Raw genomic sequence first — 17976 nt, 5'->3', positions numbered from 1 at the left:
TGCTGTCCATTGCGAACACGAGCGACACCGTGACCGTGCAGGACTTCTTCTACCAGGACAACCCGGCCAACACTTGGACCCCGGTGCAGCAAATCCGTTTCAGCGATGGCGGCTTCTGGCAATTGAATGACATCGTCACATTGGCCACCTCTGCACGCCAAACAGGGTCTACCACCGCCAATGCGTTGACAGGCATCGCCAATTCAGACGCTCTGTATGGCCTGGACGGCAGCGACACCCTGACCGCCCTCGCCGGAAACGACTTCCTTTTCGGTGGCCTTGGCGACGATTCCCTCGATGGAGGCGCCGACAACGACTGGCTCTTCGGCGATGCAGAAAATGACACCTTGGCCGGCGACATGGGCAATGACACCCTCTACGGTGGTGACGGAGATGACTTCCTGATCGGAGGAGCAGGCAGCGACTCCATGGTCGGAGGCACAGGCGATGACACCTACATCGTGGATGCCACCACCGACTCTGTCATTGAGCAAGCGGGCGACGCCAATGGCATTGACGACCAAGTGCGCTCCAGCGTCACCTATTCCCTCAACCAAACCACCACGCAAGGCATTGAAAAACTGACCTTGACAGGCACTGCCAACATCAATGCCACTGGCAACAGTGCCAACAACTTCCTGCAAGGCAACAGCGCCAACAACGTGTTGGATGGCGGATTGGCGGGAACCGACACGATGGTAGGTGGAGCCGGCAATGACGTCTACATCGTCAACTCGCACGATGATGTGGTTTACGAGTTCGCAGGCGCGGCCAATGGCACGGCAGACGAGGTTCGTTCAAACGTATCCTTCTCCATCGACCAGCAGTTCACGCAGGGCATCGAGAACCTCACGCTAACGGGCACGGGCAATATCTCGGGCACCGGCAATGCATCAAGCAACGTGCTTGCAGGCAATGGCGGCGCCAACAGCTTGGCGGGTGGTGGCGGTAACGACACCTACCGTGGCGGCCAAGGTGCTGATACTTTGACCTCTTTCGCCACCACGTCCAACGACACTTACCTTTGGGGGCGGGGCGAGGGCGCCGACACCTTGGCCGACGCCGGCGGTATGGATCAGCTCAGCGTGCTGGCCGGCGTCACGGCCGACCAATTGTGGCTGCGCCATGTTGGCAACAACCTGGAACTGTCGGTGATCGGCACGGCGGACAAGTTCACCATCAACAACTGGTACTCGGCTGCGGCCAACCAGGTCGAGAGCGTGAAGCTGTCGGACGGCAAGGCGTTGATGGCGAGCAAGGTCGAAAATCTGGTCAGTGCCATGGCGGGTTTCACGCCGCCTGCGGCCGGCCAGACCACCCTGGCTGCCAACTACCAGACGTCGCTCAACCCCGTGATCGCGGCCAACTGGGCGTGAGGCCATTGTTGCCATGAAAATGCGCCAAGCCCACCCAGGCACGGGCTTGGCGCCACTGAACTGAGGGGGCTTGGTCCCCTGCAAGGCTGAAGATCGGGAGAAACAGGCGAGAATATCTGGCTTGTCACGCACTATTTTTGTGCAAACCTGTTTCCCAATGATGCCTTTGCTCCAGCACCTCAAGCGCTTCACCGCGCGGTGGCTTTCGGCCTTCACCGGTCCACGCATCGTGTACGGCTGGCGCAACGCGAATGGCACGTATTGCCCCCACACCCGCGTCAGCACCCATTCCGCCGTGGAAGACACCGCCGGCCTGGTGCTGGGCGACCACGTCTTCATCGGGCACTTCAACCGCATCGACGGCTCCAACGGCCTGGTGATCGAAGAAGGCTGCCAGGTCACCAACTACGTGTCCATCCTCAGCCATTCCAGCCACAAATCGGTGCGGATCATGGGGCGGCGCTACGTGAACAACCCCAACCCGGCGGGCTATGTGCGCCGGCCGACGCGCATCGGGGCCTACAGCTTCATCGGCCCGCACAGCGTGATCGCGCCGGGCGCGCGCATCGGCAAAGGTGTGATCGTGCAGGCCTACTGCTTCGTGTCTGGCGAGGTGCCCGACTTCGCCATCGTGGGCGCGGGCTCGCCCGGCCGGCCGGCCGAGGTGATCGGCGACAGCCGCAAGCTGGATGGCGCATTGCTGCAAAGGCACCCGGAACTGCACCCGATCTACGCCCATTGGGCCGGCCAGGACAACCTGCGCCGCGCCCTGGGCGGTGAACGTCCATGAGCCCGACCCGGCAGGCGCCGCTGCGCATCTTGTTCTTCGCCGACGCGTCCAGCGTGCACACCCGCCGCTGGGTCGCGTCCGCCGTCGAGCGCGGGGCCGAGGCGGTGGTCATCACGCGCCAGCCGGGCGAGGTGCCAGGCGCGCGCCAGGTCATCGCCATCCGCCCGGGCAGCGACAAGGCCTCGTGGTTCAAGGCCCTGCCCGAGGTGCGCCGCGTGGTGCGCGAACTGGGCCAGACCTTCAAGCCCGACATCGTCCATGGCCATTACGTCACCTCTTATGGTTTGTGGGCGGCGGCCTGCGGCCTGAAATGCCCCAAGGTGCTCACCGCCTGGGGCTCGGACATCCTGGTCACGCCCAAGCAGAGCCGCCTGATGCGCTGGGTGGTCCGCTGGTCATTGCGCCGCGCCGACCTGATCACGGCCGACTCCATGGACATGGTCGAGGAGATCGCCAGTTACGACCCCACCGCGCCCGTGCATCAAATCTTGTGGGGCGCCGACACCGACAAGTTCACCCCGGCCACCCCGGCCTCCGACTTCGAGGTGGTCAGCCTGCGGTCCTGGGAGCGCAACTACAACATCGACCTGGTCATCGAGGCCTTTGCGCGCTTCCTGACCCTGCGCCCGCATTCGCACGCCTTGCTGCACCTGTTGGGCGGCGGGCCGATGGAAGCGGGTTTGCAAGAGCGCGTGGCGGCCTTGCGCCTGTTGCAGCAGGTGCGCTTCCACGGGCGCGTGGGCGACCAGGCCATGGTCCAGGCCATCCAGCGCAGCCGCGTGTCGGTGTCCGTGCCCAGCAGCGACGCCACCTCGGTGTCGGTGCTCGAGTCCATGGCCTGCGGCCTGCCCATCATCGCCACCGACTTGCCGGCCAACCGCCAGTGGATCACCGAGCGGGGTGGCTGGATCGTGCCGGTGCGCGACGTCGATGCCGTCGCGCAGGCCTTGCTGACGGCCTACGATCACCCCGAGCGTGTGGCCCAGATGGGCGCGCACAACCGCGACCTGATCGAACGGCAAGCCTCCCGGCGCGGCCAGATGGACGCGATGTGGCGCCTGTATGAAAAGCTGCTGATGCCGGTGGCCAAAGGCGCCAGGCGCACCGTGGCGGACAAGGCGCGCTGAGGCCATGGCGATGCGCATTGTCTCGGTGATCGTGCCTTGTCGCCATGAGCGCGACCACATCGAAGCTTTTTGCCGCAGCGTGGCCGCGCAAATCGTGCCCGAAGGCTGGTCGCTGGAAGTGCTGATCGCCGATGGCCAGAGCCAGGACGGCACCCGTGAACGCCTGGCCGCCTGGTGCCAGAGCGACCCGCGCTTCGCCATGCTCGACAACCCCGGGCGCATCGTGTCCTGCGGCCTGAACCGCTGCATCGAACGCGCACGGGGCGAGTTCATCGTGCGCCTGGACGTGCACACGGTCTACGCGCCAGACTACATCGCCCAATGCCTGGCCACCTGGCAAGCCACCGGCGCCGACAACGTGGGCGGACCCTGGCGTGCCGAAGGCGTTGCCGGCCCGCAGGGCACGGTGCAGCGTGCCATCGCGGCGGCCTTCCAGTCGCGCTGGGTGGCGGGTGGTGCCCTGTCGCGCGACCTGGCCTACGAAGGCGAGGTCGACACCGTGTACCTGGGTGCCTGGCCACGCCAGACCTTCGAGCGCTTTGGGGGCTTCGATGAAACCCTGGTGCGCAACCAGGATGACGAGCACAACCTGCGCATCCACCAGGGCGGCGGGCGCGTCTGGCAATCGGCCAGCATCCGCTCGACGTACTTCCCCCGCGCCAGCACGGCCGACGTTTTTCGCCAGTACCGCCAATACGGTTACTGGAAACCCTTCGTGATGAAGAAGCATGGCCAGGCCGCGGCCTGGCGCCACCTGATCCCCGGTCTGTTCGTGGGCGTGCTGAACCTGCTGCTGGTCCTGCTGTTCGTGCTGAGCCTGTGGGCCAGTTGGGGGATCGAACCCGGGGCGGTCACCCAGGACGCCGTGGCGCGTGCCGTCTGGGTGGTGCTGGCCCTGTGCGCGGCGCAGGCCTTGCTGTACGTGGGGGCCGTGGGCGCCGTTTGCCTGCTGATCGCCCGCCAGCAGGGCATGGATTTGTTGCCCCATTTGCCGCGCGTGATCGCCGCCTACCATTTCGGCTACGGCCTGGGTTCGATCCGGGGTTGGTTCGACGCCCTGCTGCGCGGCCGGCCCGACCCCGCCTTTGGCCGCCTCACGCGCTGACCGTTTGACGACGACGATGAATTGGACGAGACCCCATGAGCCCAGCTGACTTCCTGCCATTTGCCCTGCCCGAGATCGGCGAAGAAGAGATCGCCGAAGTGGTCGATACCCTGCGTTCGGGCTGGGTCACCACGGGGCCCAAGGCGCGCCGCTTCGAGCAGGATTTCATCCAATTCCTGGGCGACGATTCGCTGCAGGCCATCGCGGTGAACTCGGCCACGGCCGGCCTGCACCTGGCCCTGGAGGCCATCGGCATCGGCCCTGGCGACGAGGTCATCACCACCACGCACACCTTCACCGCCACGGCCGAGGTCGTGCGCTACATGGGCGCCGACGTGGTGCTGGTCGACATCGACCCGGCCACGCTCAACATCGACCCCAGGGCCATCGAAGCCGCGATCACGCCCAAGACCAAGGCCATCATGCCGGTGCACTACGCCGGCCTGTCGGTGGACATGGACGCGGTGATGGCGATCGCACGGCAGCATGGCCTGAAGGTGGTCGAGGACGCGGCCCACGCCCTGCCCACCACGTTCAATCAGCAGACCATCGGCACCTTGCAAAGCGACGTGACCGTGTTCAGCTTCTACGCCAACAAGACCATCACCACCGGTGAAGGCGGCATGGTGGTCACACGCGATGAAGCCATCGCCGCGCGCTGCAAGGTCATGCGCCTGCACGGCATCAGCCGCGATGCCTTCGACCGCTTCACGGCCAAGGTGCCCAGCTGGTACTACGAGATCGTGGCACCGGGCTTCAAGTACAACCTGACCGACATCGCCGCGGCCTTGGGCCTGCACCAGTTGAAGCGCGTGCGCGGCTTCCAGCTGCGCCGGGAGCAGATCGCCACGCGCTATGACGAGGCCTTTGCCGACCTGCCCATCATCGCGCCACCACGCCCGGCCAACCCGGCCGATCTGCACTCCTGGCACCTGTATGTGGTGCGCCTGTCGGACGACGCCAAGATCAACCGCGACCAGTTGATCGAAGCGTTGTTCGCCGATGGCATCGGCGTGAGCGTGCACTACATCCCCTTGCACCTGCACCCTTACTGGAAGGAACGCTACGCGCTCAAGCCGGCGCAGTTTCCGCACAGCCAGCATGCCTACGAACGCATGCTCACCTTGCCGCTGTACACCAAGATGACGGACGCGGATGTCGAGCGCGTGATCGCTTCGGTGCGCAAGGCGCTCAAGGCAGCGTGAGCAAGCGGCTGTTCGACCTGACGCTGGCCTCGCTGGGCCTGCTGCTGCTGTCGCCGGCCTTGTTGCTGGTGGCCTTGGCGATCAAGCTGGATTCACCCGGTCCGGTGTTCTTCCGGCAGGAAAGGGTGGGGCGCTTTGGCCAGCCCTTCCGCATCCACAAGTTCCGCACCATGCGCCACGACCCGCAAGGCGCCGGCCCCCAGATCACCGTGGGGGCCGACCGCCGCATCACGCGCATCGGCCATGCCTTGCGCGGCAGCAAGCTCGATGAACTGCCGCAGCTGATCGACGTGTGGCTGGGCCGCATGAGCCTGGTCGGACCGCGCCCCGAAGTGCCGCGCTACGTGGCCCACTACCCCGCCGAGGTCCGTGCCAAAGTGCTGTCCGTGCGCCCGGGCATCACCGACATCGCGTCCATCGAGTACCGCGATGAAAGCAGCGTGCTGGCGCGTGCGAAAGACCCTGAACACGCCTACATCCACGAGATCCTGCCGCACAAGCTGGCCCTGGCCGAACGCTACGTGGACCAGGCCTCGGTGTGGACCGACCTCCGCCTCATCCTGCGCACCATCGCCGCCATCCTGAAGGGCTGATCCCTGCTCAGCATTCCACGATGTTGACGGCCAGGCCGCCGCGCGCGGTCTCCTTGTACTTCGTCATCATGTCGGCCCCGGTGTCGCGCATGGTCTTGATCACCTTGTCCAGGCTGACGCGGTGCGAGCCGTTGCCGTGCAGGGCCAGCCGCGCCGCGTTGATGGCCTTGACCGAGGCGATGGCGTTGCGCTCGATGCAGGGGATCTGAACCAGGCCGCCGACCGGGTCGCAGGTCAGGCCCAGGTGGTGCTCCATGCCGATTTCGGCGGCGTTCTCGACCTGCTCCGGCGTGCCGCCCATCACGGCGCACAGGCCGGCGGCCGCCATCGAACAGGCCACGCCCACTTCGCCCTGGCAGCCCACTTCGGCGCCCGAGATGGACGCGTTTTCCTTGTACAGCAGGCCAATGGCGCCAGCGGTGAGCAGGAAGTCCTGCACGCCCTGGTCGGTGGCGCCGGGCACGAAGCGCGTGTAGTAGTGCAGCACGGCGGGGATGATGCCCGCGGCACCGTTGGTGGGGGCGGTGACCACGCGTCCGCCGGCCGCGTTTTCTTCGTTCACGGCCAGGGCGTAGAGGTTGACCCAGTCCATCACCGCCAAGGGATCATCCAGGGGCGCTGTGGCCGACGAGAGTTTGGCAAACAAGGGCGGCGCTCGGCGGGCCACCTTGAAGCCGCCCGGCAAGGTGCCCGGTGTGTGGCAGCCTCGCTCGACACAAGCTTGCATCACCGACCAAAGCCGCATCAGGCCATCGCGGGTGTCGGCCTCGGGACGCCAGTGCAGCTCATTGCGCCGCATCACCTCGGCCATGCCACAGCCCAGCTCGGTGGTCAGGCGCAGCAGGTCGGCACCGCTGTGGAAGGGGTGCGGCAGCACCGCACTATCGGGGGCGATGCGCTTGTGCCGGGCGCCATCCGAGGCGACGTCTTCGCTGACCACGAAGCCACCGCCCACGGAGTAGTACTCGTGCGTCCACAGCGCGGCGCCAGCCGCATCGAAGGCAGAAAAACGCAGGCCATTGGGGTGAAAAGGCAGGCTTTGCCGCTTGTGGAAAACCAGGTGTTGCGTGGGGTCGAAATCCACCGTGTGACGGCCCATCAAGGCCAGCGAATGTCCTTGCTGAACCTGGGCCAGCAGTGCGGGGATGCCGTCCACGTCCACCGTGTCGGGCTCGTGGCCCATCAGGCCCAGCATCACGGCCTTGTCCGAACCATGTCCCTTGCCGGTCGCCCCCAGCGAGCCGAACAACTCCGCCTTCAGGCTGGCCGCGCGCGGCAGCCACCCATCGCTGGCCAGCCGGGCAGCGAACAGCCGTGCGGCCCGCATCGGCCCCACCGTGTGCGAACTGGAAGGGCCAATGCCCACCTTGAAGAGGTCGAAGACGGAGAGGGCCATGGTGGCCAGCATAGTCCTTTCACCTTGACCCCGTGCATGGGCACATGCGCCAGGTGTCATGGAATGCCAGATGGCCGCCCCTTTTTTGCACCAAATCCAGGCGAGCCCACCCCGGCATGGCATCGCTTGCAGCATCTTGGTCCAGGCCGAAAAGGACCTCAAAGCCTTCACCGGCCATGGCATGTACGAAGCCATCGACCCGATCGGGCAGGTGCTGGACCAGCTGATCGAAGTGCAGCTGGACGTGGCCAGGAGCGAGTACGACGCCAGCCAGGTGGCCTACCAGCACACCCTCTGGACCATCACCGTGCTCACTGCGCTGGCCTTGCTGTCGGGCATGGGGCTGGCCTGGTACATCATCCGCTCCATCACCGGGCCCATTGGCCAGGCGGTGACCGTGGCGCAGACGGTGGCCTCGGGCGACCTGACCTCACGCATCGACGTGCGCTCGACCGATGAAACAGGCCAACTGCTGGCGGCGCTCAAGCTGATGAACGATGGCTTGAGCACGCTGGTCAGCAGCGTGCGCGACAGCAGCGAGTCCATCGCCACGGGCACGGCGCAGATCGCCACGGGCAATGCCGATCTGTCGCAACGCACGGAAGAGCAGGCGTCCAACCTGCAGCAAACCGCGGCGTCGATGGAGGAACTCACCGGGGCATGCCGTGACACAGCTTGACCAGGTCACGCAACAGAACGCCGCCTTGGTGGAAGAGTCGGCCGCCGCCGAAAGCCTCAAGCACCAGACCATCAACCTGGCGCAGATCGTGTCGGTGTTCAAGGTGGCCTGATGTGCCTTTAGCATCCGGGGGGATGAGCAGCCCCCTGAGCGCCCCCAGCCGGGCTTTTTTTCGCCAACTTCGCCCGGCCTCGGCCTGGCTGTTGTGCCTGGGCCTTCCTTGTTTTTTGGCGTTGGCTTTTTTGGTGACGACGCAGGGTCACGCCAATGGCCTGGATGCCCTCGCCGCCGAATGGTCGATCCGGATGCGTTCACAGGGCCTGACCCGCGTTTTGCTGGTCATCACGCACCTCCACTCGGTCATGGCGATCACCGCTTACGCGGTCGGCCTGTCGGTGTTCCTCATCGTGGTGCCTCGCCATCGGCATTGGCTGCTGCCCCTGTGGCTGATCGTGCCGGGTGGGGCCTTGCTCAACGCCGTGATGAAGCAGGCCTTTGCACGCCCGAGGCCGGTGGTGGACGAGCCGCTGCTGACCTTGGCAACCTTCAGCTTTCCCAGCGGACATGCTTCCGGCACCACGCTGCTGTACGGTTTCCTGGCCCTGGTGGCGCTGGTCCACCTGCCCCGCTCACCCTGGCGGTGGGTGGTGGGCACCATGGCTTTGCTCGCCATTGCGCTGGTGTCCTGGAGCCGGGTCTACCTTGGCGTGCATTTCTTCACCGACGTCCTGGCCGGGGTGGCGGAAGCCTGGGTGTGGCTGGCCCTGTGCGTCATCTTGCTGTCGGCACGCACGCGTCCAGGCGACTGAGCAGGGCAAAGTCCTGTTGTTCGCCCCGGAAGTCCCAGCGCTCGATCGACACGGCCTGCCCAGGCTGGGCCGGTTGACGGATGAGGTTGACGGAATTGGCCTGGCCTCCGCGAACGCGCGTCGACAGCGCGGTGCCCGCCTGCACCACCCAGAACGGACGCTGCCCCACCGCCACGCCGCCCGCCTGTTCGACCACATAAGGCAGGTGGATGTGCCCGCCGAGGATCAGGTCGACCCCCGCGGCTCCCCAGCGTGACAAGGCCTCTGGTGCGCCGCGCAGCAGGTTCTCGTCGTCCTTGTCCAGGGTCACGCAGACCGGTTGGTGAACGACCACCACCCGCACCTGGCCAGGCGTGGCTTCGCGAAGGCGTGCCGCGACCCGATCGATTTGTCCGTTCGACACTTCACCGTTCTTGTGGCGCCAGGGCCGCGTGGTGTTGACGCCGATCACCAGCCAGTTCGGGGTCGACAGGCAAGGCTCCAGGGGCCGGCCAAAGGCCCGCTGGAAATTGGCGTAGGGCCACAGCAGCCGCGCAGGCAGGTTGAACAAGGGGATGTCGTGGTTGCCGGGAATCACCAGGCGGTGCGGCGAGGGCAGGCGATCGGCGAAGCGGCGTGCCGCCTCGAACTGCGCTCGTCGCGCTCGTTGCGTGATGTCTCCGGACCACACGATGACCTCGGGTTGTTCGGCCTGGGCCAAGCTCAACAAGGCCTCCATCACAAGGGGCTGCTCGGTCCCGAAATGCGGGTCCGAAATCTGCAGCAGCACGCTCACGTCGGTACCAGCAGTTGCAGGGCTTGCGGCGCAGGGCGGAAATGCAGGGGCGTGTCCATCCAGATGACCTCGCCATCGGTGGCCACCTTCAGGCGGCGTGGCTTGTGAGGCCGGCGGGGTGTCAGCACCAGGCTGCTGAAGGCAAAGCTGGACACCTTGTCGGCATCGCCCAGTTGTCCGATGGCGCCGCGCAGCAGCAAGCCCAACATGGCCAGCTTGCCCAAGGGCTTGACGGCGATGCCCACCAACTGGCCATCTTGCAGGGCAGGGGCCTCGGGGATGCCGATCTGCTCCATCTGCAGCGCGTTGTTGCCCACGAACAAGGTGGGCGTGACGATCGTCTGCACCCTGTCGTCCAGGGACAGCTTGACCACCCAGTCGCGGTGCTCGCGCCACATGGTCGCCAAGCCGGCCAACAGGGCCACGAGCCGGCTGCGCCCGAAGCGCTGCTTGAAAGCCTCGCGGTCCTGCAGCAGTTGCGGGTACAGGCCCATGCTGGCGTTGACGATGAAGGCCCGGTCATTGATCAAGCCCACTTGCACCGGTTTGATCCGGGCGGTCAGCAGCCTGCGTGCGGCTTCTTCGATGTCGGACGAGATGCCATGGTTGCGCCCGAAGTAGTTGAACGTGCCCTGGGGCAGCACGCCAAAAGGCAGGCCCGTGGGCAAGACTTGCTGCACCAACGCGTTGATGGTGCCGTCGCCACCAGCGGCGATCACCGCGCCCCGGTGTTGCCGGGCCAGGTCGATGGCGCGTGAAATCGAAGCGTCCAAGCGGGCGGTGTCGCTGACGTGGATGACCTCGTGGCGCCGGCCGGCTTCGCGGAACACGCGCTGGAGTGTGTCGATGCGCTCTTGGGTTTCCAGGTGACCGGATCCGGCGTTGAGCACCACGTACAGCGGTGCGGTGGCAGACCAGGGCGACAAGTCGTCGTCTGAGGGAATCAATGCGGCGGCGTGCTTGGGCATGGGGGGCGGTCAAGTGGTCATGGCAAACCCTAGCATTTGGTGTTCCCGCGGCGTTGGCGGTGTGATCACCGCACGTGCCTCAAAAAACCCCCTTGAAACCCGCATAAGCATCCCTATAATGTGTTTAGCACTCATGAGTCTTGAGTGCTAACAACCCCAGGGTTGCCTCATTCGAGTCAGTGTGATGTGAGCAATCACTCTCATTGCAATTACTTCAAACCGTTGTCTGACACAGACAGGAGATACGATGAAACTTCGTCCTTTGCACGATCGCGTGATCGTCAAGCGCTTGGAACAAGAAACCAAGACCACTTCCGGCATCATCATCCCTGACAACGCTGCCGAAAAGCCCGACCAAGGTGAAGTCCTGGCCGTCGGCCCCGGCAAGCGCAGCGACAAGGGCGAATTCGTGGCCCTGAACATCAAGGTCGGCGACCGTGTTCTGTTCGGCAAGTACAGCGGCCAGACCGTCAAGGTCGATGGCGAAGAACTGTTGGTCATGAAGGAAGACGACCTGTTCGCGGTCGTCGAGAAGTAATCACTTCTCCCTTTCCAAGCACCACCCCACCCAATTTCAAGCATTTTCGGAGAATTCCAAATGGCAGCTAAAGACGTCGTTTTCGGCGGTGAAGCCCGCGCTCGCATGGTCGAGGGCGTGAACATCCTGGCCAACGCGGTCAAGGTGACCCTGGGCCCCAAGGGCCGCAACGTGGTCCTCGAGCGCTCGTTCGGCGCCCCCACCGTGACCAAGGACGGTGTGTCCGTGGCCAAGGAAATCGAACTGAAGGACAAGCTCCAGAACATGGGCGCCCAGCTCGTGAAGGAAGTGGCCTCCAAGACCAGCGACAACGCTGGTGACGGCACCACCACCGCCACCGTGCTGGCCCAGGCCATCGTGCGCGAAGGCATGAAGTACGTGGCCGCCGGCATGAACCCGATGGACCTGAAGCGCGGCATCGACAAGGCCGTCACGGCCCTGGTCGCCGAGCTGAAGAAGCAATCCAAGCCCACCACGACGTCGAAAGAAATCGCGCAAGTCGGCACCATCTCCGCCAACTCTGACCTGGACGTGGGCGAGATCATCGCCAGCGCCATGGACAAGGTCGGCAAGGAAGGCGTCATCACCGTTGAAGACGGCAAGAGCCTGGCCAACGAACTGGACGTCGTCGAAGGCATGCAGTTCGACCGCGGCTACCTGTCGCCTTACTTCATCAACAACCCTGAGAAGCAAGCCGCCCTGTTGGACAACCCTTTCGTGCTGCTGTACGACAAGAAGATCTCCAACATCCGTGACCTGCTGCCCACGCTGGAGCAAGTTGCCAAGGCTGGCCGTCCTCTGCTGATCATCGCTGAAGAAGTCGATGGCGAAGCACTGGCCACCCTGGTGGTCAACACCATCCGCGGCATCCTGAAGGTCGTGGCTGTGAAGGCCCCTGGCTTCGGCGACCGCCGCAAGGCCATGCTGGAAGACATCGCCATCCTGACGGGCGGCAAGGTCATCGCCGAAGAAGTCGGCATGTCCCTGGACAAGGTCACCCTGGCCGATCTGGGCCAAGCCAAGCGCATCGAAGTCGGCAAGGAAAACACCATCATCATCGACGGTGCTGGCGAAGCTGCCGACATCGAAGCCCGCGTCAAGCAAGTGCGCGTGCAGATCGAAGAAGCCACGTCCGACTACGACCGTGAAAAGCTGCAAGAACGCGTGGCCAAGCTGGCCGGCGGTGTGGCCGTGATCAAGGTCGGCGCTGCCACCGAAGTCGAGATGAAGGAAAAGAAGGCCCGCGTGGAAGACGCGCTGCACGCCACCCGTGCCGCCGTTGAAGAAGGCATCGTGGCTGGCGGCGGCGTCGCCCTGCTGCGCGCCCGTCAGGCTGCTGGCACCATCGCTGGTGACAACGCCGACCAGGACGCTGGCATCAAGCTGATCCTGCGTGCTGTCGAAGCGCCTCTGCGCGAAATCGTGGCCAACGCCGGTGGCGAGCCTTCGGTGGTCATCAACGCTGTGTTGGCTGGCACGGGCACGTACGGCTTCAACGCTGCCAACGACACCTACGGCGACATGATCGAAATGGGCATCCTGGATCCCACGAAGGTCACCCGCACGGCCCTGCAAAACGCTGCTTCCGTGGCCGCGCTGCTGCTGACCACCGAATGCATGATCGCTGATGCACCCAAGGACGAGTCGCCTGCTGGCGGCGGCGGCCACGACATGGGTGGCATGGGCGGCATGGGTGGCATGGGCATGTAAATGCCGGCCTGAGCCCTCAAGCTCTTGTCATGAAAAGGGTCGCAGCGATGCGGCCCTTTTTTCATGGGCGGTCGATTTTGCGAAATGCCGTTGTTTATCCGCATGCCGTTAACCGTTTGAGACAATTCCCACCGGAACGGGCGGTTGGCCTGGGCGCGCCTTCTCGACACACTCCTTCGCATCAGCACGCTTGCTGTCTTGCATCCACAAAGAGGAGATCTGTTCCCATGAAAAAACTCGCTTCCCTGGCCGCCTTTGCTGCCCTGACCGCCTTCGCTGGCGCCGCTTCGGCCCAGGCCTATGTGGGTGGCACCGTTGGCTTCAGCAATTTCAGCGTTGACTGCCCTTTCGCCTCTGATTGCGACACGCAAGACACGGCCTTCAAGGTCTATGGTGGCTTCACCTTGGCGCCCCACATTTCGATCGAAGCGGCCTACATCGACTTCGGCGGCACCAGTGTCAGCACGCTCGGCGTCGGCACGGGCAACATCGACGTGTCGGCCTTCGTGGTCAACGGCGCCTACCGTTGGGACTTCTCGCCCAAGTGGGCAGGCATTGCACGCCTGGGCCTGGCCAATGTCAGCTCCGACCCCAGTGGCGTTCGTTTCATCGGGGTGGGTTCCGACAGCTCCATCAAGCTGTACGCTGGCCTGGGCATCGAGTACGCCGTGGCCAAGAACCTCAAGATCGTGGGTGCTTTCGACCTGACCTCCTTTGAAGTGCGCGGCAGCGATGGTTCGCTCAACGCCCTGAGCGGCGGTATCCAGTTCTCGTTCTGACCGCGTGCTGGGCTGCGATGCCTGCACAATGCAGGCATGAAGCAGCAGCGCGTCGAACAGCATTGGCGGGCAGGGAGTTGCTTGCTGGCCTTGCTGGTGCCCTTGGTGGCCAGCGCACAGCAAGTCACGCCCGTCCCTGACGAACCCTCCCGTCCCCGCATCGGCCTGGTGCTGTCCGGGGGCGGCGCCCGTGGCCTGGCCCACGTGGGTGTGCTCAAAGTGCTGGAGCGCGAACGCATCCCCGTCGATGTGATCGCCGGGACGTCCATGGGTGCCATCGTGGGCGGGCTCTATGCCAGTGGCCTGTCGGCCGAGCAGATCGAGGCCGAGGTGCTGCGCCTGGATTGGGGCAATGTGTTCGCCAGCCGGGTGGATCGGCGCGAGTTGTCGCAACGCCGCAAGGAGCAGGACTTCGAGGTCTCGCCCTTGATTGAAGTCGGCATCGATGCCACCGGGCTCAAGGCGCCCCTGGGTCCGGTGTCCAGCCGGGGCTTGGAATCGCACCTTCGGCGCATGACCTTGCCCGTGCGGCAGTTCAGCAACTTCGACCAGTTGCCCACGCCGTTCCGTGCGGTGGCCACCGACATGGAGACCGGCAAGCCCGTGATCCTGGGCGCTGGCGACCTCTCCACCGTGCTGCGTTCCAGCATGTCGGTGCCCGGCGTGTTCGCGCCGGTCGAGGTCGATGGGCGCATCCTGGGCGACGGTGGGCTGGTCAACAACACACCGGTCGACGTGGCCCGCGACATGGGCGCGCAGCGCCTCATCGTGGTCAACATCGGCACGCCCCTGTCCAAGCGCGACACGCTCAATTCCTTCACGGGCGTGACGGGGCAGATGATCAACATCCTGACCGAGCAGAACGTGCAGCGCAGCCTGCAAAGCCTGCGCCCTGACGACGTGTTGATCGCCCCCACGCTGGACAACCTGACGGCGGCCGACTTCGAACGCGGCGCTGAGTTCGTGGCGCTGGGTCAACTGCAGGCCGAGGCTTTGGTGCTGCGCATGCAGGACCTCAAGCTGAGCGAGGCCGACTACGCACGTTGGAAGGCTCGGCGCCAGCAGAAGATCACGCCGGCCGCGCCCCTGGCCTTCGTGACATTCGAAGGCAGCAAGCAGACCAAGCCCGAGAGCCGCGACGACATCCTCGAGACCAAGGCCGGCGACACCTTCGACATCGCCAAGGCCGAGCGCGACGCCACGCGCCTGGCCGCCACGGGCGACTACCTGCGCGCCGACTACCGCCTGGTGCGCACGCCCGAAGGCGGTGAGGGTTTGGTGTTCGACCTGGAAGACAAGCCCTGGGGGCCCAACTACCTGCAGATCGGCTTGGACTTCAGCGCGGACAGCCGAGGCCGCAGCCTCTTCAACCTCAAGCTGGTGCACAACCGGCATTGGCTGGACTCGCATGGCAGCGAGTGGCGCAACTTCATCAAGGTGGGCACCTCACCCGCCATCGGCACCGAGTGGTACCGGCCCATGGACTGGAAGCTGCCCGACGGCCTGCGTGGTTTCGTGTCGGCTTCGGCCACGCTGCAAAGCCGGCGTTTGGGCCTGCACGACGACCCCGAGGGGCCGCTGTCGGCCGAGCTGGAACGCAAGCGGCGTGGCATCAGCCTGGACCTGGGCACCACTTGGCGCGAACTGGGCGAGTTCCGCCTGGGCTGGGTCGACGACACCTTCCGCGACGATCCCGACATCGCCTTGGCCAGCTACGCCGGGCCCTTGACGCCCGTGCGCTGGACCGAGCGCGGCTGGCATCTCGGCGCCGTTTTCGACCAACTCGACCATGCCTTCTTCCCGACCCACGGCTGGCGCCTGGAAACCAATTGGATGAAGGGCCGCAGCTTTGGCCATGGCCTGGCCCAGACCGGCGAACTCAGCCATTTCGAGGCCCAGGCGCAAGGGGCGTGGTCGTGGGGGCGGCACACCGTGAGCGCCTATGCCCGATTGGGCCTGTCCGATGGCGCCGAGCAGCCCACGCCACGCTATGGCCTGGGAGGTTTCCAGCAGCTGTCGGGCTACGAACCTTTCCAGGTCAGTGGTTCGCAGATCGCGTTGTTGCGCCTGGGCTACCAGCAGCGTGTGGCCAACCTCTACCTGACGCGCGGCCTGGTGGTGGGCACGAGTCTTGAACTGGGCAATGCCTGGGATCGCCCCGCCGACCTGGGCGCCGGGCGCCTGCGCAAGGGCATGAGCCTGTACCTGGGCGCCGACACGGCCTTCGGCCCGGTGTACAGCGCCGTGGCCTACAGCCCGCGCGTGGGCTCGACCCTGATGATCTTCGTGGGCCGGCCCTGATTGCTCAAACGCGGCTGAGGGCCGAGCCCGCGGTGGCGCGCAGGTGGTCCATCAGGTGGCCGGTGATCTTGGTCAGCGGCAGCACTTCCTGCACCGCGCCGGCCGCGATGGCCTCGCGCGGCATGCCGAAGACCACGCAGCTGGCCTCGTCCTGGGCCACGCAGTAGGCTCCGGCGTCGCGCATCTCGCGCATGGCGGTCGCGCCATCGGCGCCCATGCCGGTCAGCATGATGCCGACGGCATTGGGGCCCACCACGCGGGCGGCCGACTTGAACAGCACTTCCACGCTGGGCTTGTGGCGGTTGACGGGATCGCCGTCCTGCACGCGGGCCAGGTAGTTGGCGCCCGAGCGTTCCACGCTCAAATGCATGCCGCCCGGCGCGATGTAGGCGTGGCCCGGCAGGATGCGTTCGCCATCCACGGCCTCTTTCACGCTGATCTTGCACAGGCCATCCAGGCGTGCGGCGTAGTTCCGCGTGAAGCCGGGCGGCATGTGCTGGGTGATCACCACGGCGGGTGAATCGGCCGGCAAGGTGATCAGCACTTCCTTGGTGGCTTCGGTGCCGCCCGTGGAAGCGCCGATGAAGATGATCTTTTCAGTGGACAGCCGCCCCAGGCTGGCCGTGACCGGCCGTGGTGCCGCGCTGGTGGCAGGGTGCGTGGCACCCGCTGGGGTGGTGGCGGGCGCATGCAAGCGGTTGATGCGCGCCTTGGAGGCGATGCGGATCTTGTCCGTGATGTCGTCTTGCAGGTGGCGCAGGCCATCGGCCACGCCGATCTTGGGCTTGGCCACGAAATCGATCGCGCCCAGCTCCAGGGCCTTCAGGGTGACCTCCGCGCCGCGCTCGGTCAGCGTCGACACCATCACCACCGGCATGGGCCGCAGGCGCATCAGCTTCGACAGGAAATCGATGCCGTCCATGCGCGGCATTTCCACGTCCAGCGTGATCACGTCGGGGTTGAGGTTGCGGATCATCTCGCGCGCCAGCAGCGGGTCGGCGGCGGCGCCGATGCACTCCATGTCGGGCTGGCGGTTGATGATCTCGGTCAGAAGGCTGCGAACCAGGGCGGAGTCGTCGACGACCACCACACGTGTCTTGGGCATTGTTGTTCTCCCTGCTCAGAAAAGGTCGATCGAACCACCGGCCGCGGCAGGGGCGGCGGCCTTCTGGGCGGCCATGCGTTCCTGGGCCACGATGGCGTCCGGGTTGCTGGCGGCCAGGCGCTTGACCATGGCTTTGCCGCTCTGCGGAAAGAAGCAGACCTTGCGCGGGTAGATGTCCATCACGTCTTTCGAGACGATGGGGATGCGCTCGGTCTTGAGGTAGTCCATCACGAAGCTGGTGTTGCGCTCGCCCACGTTCAGGCTGCTCATGCCGCTGATGACGGCGCCGCCGCCAAACACCTTGGCTTCCAGCGTCAGGCGCGAGGCGCCGCGCTTGAGCATCTCGTTGATCAGCAGTTCCATCGCGAAGGAGCCATACCGGCCCGAGTCGCTGCTGCCGCCGCCGTTGTCGGGCAACATGAAGTGGTTCATGCCACCGACGCGCGCGTTGCGGTCCCACAGGCAGGTGGCGATGCACGAGCCCAGGGTGGTCATGATGATGATGTCTTCGTCGAACACGAAGTATTCGCCGGGCAGGATCTTGACGGCCTCGTTCTGGAAGTGTGCGTCGTAGAAGAAGAAGGAGGCCTCGCCCGGCTTGGGCGTGCGCGCCTTCAGGGCGCCCAGGCGGTCCTTGCGGGCGCCCAGGTTGGACGCCAGACCAGCGATGGGGGGCGGGGTGCCGAGGCGCGAGGCGCTGGCGGGAGTCGTGCTCATCAT

General features: G+C 65.4%; 18 protein-coding genes. 13 read left to right on the top strand and 5 right to left on the bottom strand.

From position 1 onward, the window contains the following. The 6 genes from ACREB4_RS18550 to ACREB4_RS18525 form a co-directional block, all read left to right on the top strand. Positions 1–1376 (top strand): calcium-binding protein (locus tag ACREB4_RS18550; RefSeq protein WP_431589725.1); only part of this gene is annotated, 1376 nt, incomplete at its 5' end. Between the two features lie 157 nt (positions 1377–1533). Continuing rightward, a complete protein-coding gene (locus ACREB4_RS18545) occupies positions 1534–2166 on the top strand; it encodes an acyltransferase (RefSeq protein WP_431589724.1) in 633 nt (210 codons plus the stop codon). After that, complete coding sequence (locus tag ACREB4_RS18540) at positions 2163–3293, top strand: glycosyltransferase family 4 protein (RefSeq protein WP_431589723.1); 1131 nt, start codon at positions 2163–2165, stop codon at positions 3291–3293. Before ACREB4_RS18545 ends, ACREB4_RS18540 begins: the two co-directional genes overlap by 4 nt. 10 nt (positions 3294–3303) lie before the next feature. Beyond that, positions 3304–4398, top strand: a complete 1095-nt coding sequence (locus tag ACREB4_RS18535) for a glycosyltransferase family 2 protein (RefSeq protein ID WP_431589727.1) — start codon at positions 3304–3306, stop codon at positions 4396–4398. Between the two features lie 35 nt (positions 4399–4433). Beyond that, on the top strand, positions 4434–5603 hold the full coding sequence (locus ACREB4_RS18530; RefSeq protein WP_431589722.1) for a DegT/DnrJ/EryC1/StrS family aminotransferase: 1170 nt from the start codon (positions 4434–4436) through the stop codon (positions 5601–5603). Then, complete coding sequence (locus ACREB4_RS18525; protein WP_431589721.1) at positions 5600–6196, top strand: sugar transferase; 597 nt, start codon at positions 5600–5602, stop codon at positions 6194–6196. Before ACREB4_RS18530 ends, ACREB4_RS18525 begins: the two co-directional genes overlap by 4 nt. 7 nt (positions 6197–6203) lie before the next feature. On the opposite strand, the gene ACREB4_RS18520 is transcribed toward ACREB4_RS18525, so the two are convergent. After that, the gene (locus tag ACREB4_RS18520; RefSeq protein ID WP_431589720.1) at positions 6204–7592 is read right to left on the bottom strand and encodes an L-serine ammonia-lyase; all 1389 of its coding nucleotides are present in this window, start codon (positions 7590–7592) and stop codon (positions 6204–6206) included. Positions 7593–7662: 70 nt separating this feature from the next. On the opposite strand from ACREB4_RS18520, the gene ACREB4_RS18515 reads away from it, so the two are divergent. The 3 genes from ACREB4_RS18515 to ACREB4_RS18505 are packed head-to-tail and all read left to right on the top strand — an operon-like array spanning position 7663 to position 9080. Then, entirely contained in the window at positions 7663–8271 is a 609-nt protein-coding gene (locus ACREB4_RS18515; protein WP_431589719.1) for a methyl-accepting chemotaxis protein, read from the top strand. Then, positions 8258–8383, top strand: coding sequence for a hypothetical protein (locus ACREB4_RS18510; RefSeq protein WP_431589718.1), 126 nt, complete (start codon positions 8258–8260; stop codon positions 8381–8383). The genes ACREB4_RS18515 and ACREB4_RS18510 overlap by 14 nt, the downstream gene beginning before the upstream one ends. Positions 8384–8405: 22 nt before the next feature. Then, positions 8406–9080, top strand: coding sequence for a phosphatase PAP2 family protein (locus tag ACREB4_RS18505; protein WP_431589717.1), 675 nt, complete (start codon positions 8406–8408; stop codon positions 9078–9080). On the opposite strand, the gene ACREB4_RS18500 is transcribed toward ACREB4_RS18505, so the two are convergent. Together ACREB4_RS18500 and ACREB4_RS18495 are read right to left on the bottom strand one after the other, a co-directional pair. Beyond that, a complete protein-coding gene (locus ACREB4_RS18500; RefSeq protein WP_431589716.1) occupies positions 9043–9855 on the bottom strand; it encodes a metallophosphoesterase family protein in 813 nt (270 codons plus the stop codon). The two genes, ACREB4_RS18505 and ACREB4_RS18500, sit on opposite strands and share 38 nt — an antisense overlap. Then, a complete protein-coding gene (locus ACREB4_RS18495; protein ID WP_431589715.1) occupies positions 9852–10823 on the bottom strand; it encodes a diacylglycerol/lipid kinase family protein in 972 nt (323 codons plus the stop codon). Before ACREB4_RS18495 ends, ACREB4_RS18500 begins: the two co-directional genes overlap by 4 nt. 247 nt (positions 10824–11070) lie before the next feature. On the opposite strand from ACREB4_RS18495, the gene groES reads away from it, so the two are divergent. From groES to ACREB4_RS18475, 4 genes are all read left to right on the top strand, one after another. Then, entirely contained in the window at positions 11071–11361 is a 291-nt protein-coding gene (gene groES, locus ACREB4_RS18490; RefSeq protein WP_431589714.1) for a co-chaperone GroES, read from the top strand. Between the two features lie 60 nt (positions 11362–11421). Next, positions 11422–13071, top strand: a complete 1650-nt coding sequence (gene groL, locus ACREB4_RS18485) for a chaperonin GroEL (RefSeq protein WP_431589713.1) — start codon at positions 11422–11424, stop codon at positions 13069–13071. A 227-nt stretch (positions 13072–13298) separates the two neighbouring features. Further along, positions 13299–13850 (top strand): outer membrane beta-barrel protein, encoded by a 552-nt coding sequence (locus tag ACREB4_RS18480; protein ID WP_431589712.1) that lies wholly within the window; start codon positions 13299–13301, stop codon positions 13848–13850. 36 nt (positions 13851–13886) lie between these two features. Beyond that, positions 13887–16151, top strand: coding sequence for a patatin-like phospholipase family protein (locus ACREB4_RS18475; protein WP_431589711.1), 2265 nt, complete (start codon positions 13887–13889; stop codon positions 16149–16151). Between the two features lie 4 nt (positions 16152–16155). On the opposite strand, the gene ACREB4_RS18470 is transcribed toward ACREB4_RS18475, so the two are convergent. Both ACREB4_RS18470 and cheD read right to left on the bottom strand, forming a co-directional pair. Next, complete coding sequence (locus ACREB4_RS18470; protein WP_431589710.1) at positions 16156–17256, bottom strand: protein-glutamate methylesterase/protein-glutamine glutaminase; 1101 nt, start codon at positions 17254–17256, stop codon at positions 16156–16158. Between the two features lie 15 nt (positions 17257–17271). Further along, positions 17272–17976, bottom strand: coding sequence for a chemoreceptor glutamine deamidase CheD (gene cheD, locus ACREB4_RS18465; protein ID WP_431589709.1), 705 nt, complete (start codon positions 17974–17976; stop codon positions 17272–17274).

It is taken from the genome of Aquabacterium sp. (genome assembly GCF_050725395.1).
Taxonomy (GTDB): Bacteria; Pseudomonadota; Gammaproteobacteria; order Burkholderiales; family Burkholderiaceae_C; genus Aquabacterium.
Note: the sequence above shows the minus strand (reverse complement) of the source record. Positions and strands in the feature narration are given on the sequence as shown.

What these genes read in the sequence shown, in the direction of transcription:
- ACREB4_RS18505 (WP_431589717.1), top strand. Translation starts at nt 8,406, where the DNA reads ATGAGCAGCCCCCTGAGCGCCCCCAGCCGGGCTTTTTTTCGCCAACTT.
- ACREB4_RS18540 (WP_431589723.1), top strand. Translation starts at nt 2,163, where the DNA reads ATGAGCCCGACCCGGCAGGCGCCGCTGCGCATCTTGTTCTTCGCCGAC.
- ACREB4_RS18530 (WP_431589722.1), top strand. Translation starts at nt 4,434, where the DNA reads ATGAGCCCAGCTGACTTCCTGCCATTTGCCCTGCCCGAGATCGGCGAA.
- ACREB4_RS18480 (WP_431589712.1), top strand. Translation starts at nt 13,299, where the DNA reads ATGAAAAAACTCGCTTCCCTGGCCGCCTTTGCTGCCCTGACCGCCTTC.
- cheD (WP_431589709.1), bottom strand. Translation starts at nt 17,976, where the DNA reads ATGATGAGCACGACTCCCGCCAGCGCCTCGCGCCTCGGCACCCCGCCC.
- groES (WP_431589714.1), top strand. Translation starts at nt 11,071, where the DNA reads ATGAAACTTCGTCCTTTGCACGATCGCGTGATCGTCAAGCGCTTGGAA.
- groL (WP_431589713.1), top strand. Translation starts at nt 11,422, where the DNA reads ATGGCAGCTAAAGACGTCGTTTTCGGCGGTGAAGCCCGCGCTCGCATG.
- ACREB4_RS18515 (WP_431589719.1), top strand. Translation starts at nt 7,663, where the DNA reads ATGGCCGCCCCTTTTTTGCACCAAATCCAGGCGAGCCCACCCCGGCAT.
- ACREB4_RS18535 (WP_431589727.1), top strand. Translation starts at nt 3,304, where the DNA reads ATGCGCATTGTCTCGGTGATCGTGCCTTGTCGCCATGAGCGCGACCAC.
- ACREB4_RS18495 (WP_431589715.1), bottom strand. Translation starts at nt 10,823, where the DNA reads ATGCCCAAGCACGCCGCCGCATTGATTCCCTCAGACGACGACTTGTCG.
- ACREB4_RS18475 (WP_431589711.1), top strand. Translation starts at nt 13,887, where the DNA reads ATGAAGCAGCAGCGCGTCGAACAGCATTGGCGGGCAGGGAGTTGCTTG.
- ACREB4_RS18470 (WP_431589710.1), bottom strand. Translation starts at nt 17,256, where the DNA reads ATGCCCAAGACACGTGTGGTGGTCGTCGACGACTCCGCCCTGGTTCGC.
- ACREB4_RS18520 (WP_431589720.1), bottom strand. Translation starts at nt 7,592, where the DNA reads ATGGCCCTCTCCGTCTTCGACCTCTTCAAGGTGGGCATTGGCCCTTCC.
- ACREB4_RS18545 (WP_431589724.1), top strand. Translation starts at nt 1,534, where the DNA reads ATGATGCCTTTGCTCCAGCACCTCAAGCGCTTCACCGCGCGGTGGCTT.